Source organism: Eudoraea sp., assembly GCF_039969275.1.
Classification (GTDB): domain Bacteria; phylum Bacteroidota; class Bacteroidia; order Flavobacteriales; family Flavobacteriaceae; genus Eudoraea.
In genome coordinates, this window is sequence record NZ_JBDVOC010000016.1 from 1 (window position 1) to 1,990 (window position 1,990).

The window sequence follows — 1,990 nt, forward strand, 5'->3', positions numbered from 1 at the left end:
TTATATATATAAAACGCCCCAAGTGATGAAAACGATTGTAACTTTAATTTTTGTTCTTTTTATCGGAGTAGCTGTTCAAGCTCAGGATTCTAAAGTTGATACCAAAGTAGAAACAATAGAAATGAGTATAGTTACTTCAACAACTAAAGAAAACACTGTTGCTCGTTTGTACAAAAACAAGAATAGCCGAGTAAAGAAAGCTTTATCTTTTACTACAAAAAGAAACAAAGCTAAATTGGCTTAATAGCTAATCCTTCAGAATTCTTAAAAACACTTGCATTAGCTGTATTTGTAATAATTGACTTTACAAAGTACTATTGGTTGAGTTTAGCCGAATAATCTCCCAGGGCATTCATAATACCGAAAAATTCATTTGCGCCTTCCTGGCTGGTTAAAGAAGTGTTTATCATCAAAAATCTGCCTATTCCGGTTGTAGGATTAAAAAACATTAATGAGGACACTCCTGGATCACCACCAGTGTGTCCAATGGCTCCATTGCCATTATGACCCATAAAGATGCCCATATTGTATTCATCATTATACGGGAAGACACTATCGCGCTCTTCAAAATGAGATTCGTTAAGTTGTTCTTTAAAATACTCTTTGTAACTGTCCGGATTCAATAGGGTTCCCTTACCCGACCTGGCTTTGATCAATTCTGAAAGATATTTGCCCATATCCTTTGCGGTAGTCCGCATCCCGCCATCGGGATAAGTAATTAATTCATAGAAGGGTAATTCAGTTTCTTTGTCAGAGTACAGTTTAGAATGCATAGACAAGTCAATCTTATCATAAGACCAGCCAGAGGCATGCATCTTTAATGGATTCAGGATGTATTTAGCGGTAAATTCATCAAATGGAACTCCTGTGGCCTGTTCCAAGACCAAAGCTGCCAGAGTAGCCCCAATATTGGAGTAGTCGAATTTTGTTCCGGGTAATTCTTGTAAAAACCCTTTTTTCTTATAATATTTTCCTCTAGTGTCTAAAATCATTGGCAGAAATTCTAATAACGTCGTTTTAGAGGAAGGTGAATTAAAGGTCTCATTCAAGTCCTTTAGCTTATCGGCAGTGATGTCATCTTTTAATACATAGGATTTTTTGTCGTAATACTTGGTATCGGTAATTGATGAAGTATGTGTAGCCAGATGCCTAATGGTAATTTCTTTTTCAGGGAAATATGGGTTGATGACTTTGAAAGGGAGATAACTATTTACAGGATCATCCAATTTTAACTTTCCCAATTCCTGTGCCTTCATGAGTGAAATTCCAATAAAAGTTTTAGAAATAGAGGCAATATTTTGAATTGTACTATCTGTATAAGGCTTTTTTGATGCAACATCCATATAACCAAATCCTTTTTGATAAAGAGGTCCGGATTCATTCACTAGGGCTACTGCGAAGCCATTTATATAACCCTGGCTATATAACTCATTTAGAGACTGAGTCAGAGAATCGGGATGAAGTAGTGCAGGAGGGAGAGAAAGCCGTTGATTTGTAGTTCTGGGGCTATTTATATGCGCTAATAGCAGGATAAAGAATAGGCTAACCGTCCAAATTGTCTTCATTGATGGGTTTTTTAGATAGAAATTGATTAGAGATGCGAGCTAAAATAGCCATTTATTGCACTATTATGAGTTCTAAAGCAGCTTGAAAGAATACTTTATTTATTGTTTCTCCTATTTTTTGGCGTTGAATTGTCTTCAGATTATCGGTTAAATACACAATAAATCGCTAAGGTGTTTTAGGGGTTAGACCCGTTCATCGACACTTTTTCGCACTTAATCCAAGTTTTTGTCAGATACCGAAAAATAAGGGTTTTTCGACGAATTACAACCGGGATGAGATGCTCATTGGGCGTTTTATATATATAAAACGCCCCAAGTGATGAAAACGATTGTAACTTTAATTTTTGTTCTTTTTATCGGAGTAGCTGTTCAAGCTCAGGATTCTAAAGTTGATACCAAAGTAGAAACAATAGAAATGAGTATAG

At 35.9% G+C, this 1,990-nt stretch carries 2 protein-coding genes; one reads left to right on the forward strand and one right to left on the reverse strand.

Annotated features, from left to right (window positions below):
• Positions 1 to 244, forward strand: a 244-nt coding sequence (locus ABJH90_RS15600; protein WP_348140408.1) for a hypothetical protein, incomplete at its 5' end; no start/stop codon positions are given.
• A gap of 70 nt (positions 245 to 314) precedes the next feature.
• Here the strand turns inward: ABJH90_RS15600 and ABJH90_RS15605 are convergent.
• Positions 315 to 1,565 (reverse strand): serine hydrolase domain-containing protein, encoded by a 1,251-nt coding sequence (locus tag ABJH90_RS15605; RefSeq protein WP_348140410.1) that lies wholly within the window; start codon positions 1,563 to 1,565, stop codon positions 315 to 317.
• Between the last annotated feature and the right edge of the window lie 425 nt (positions 1,566 to 1,990).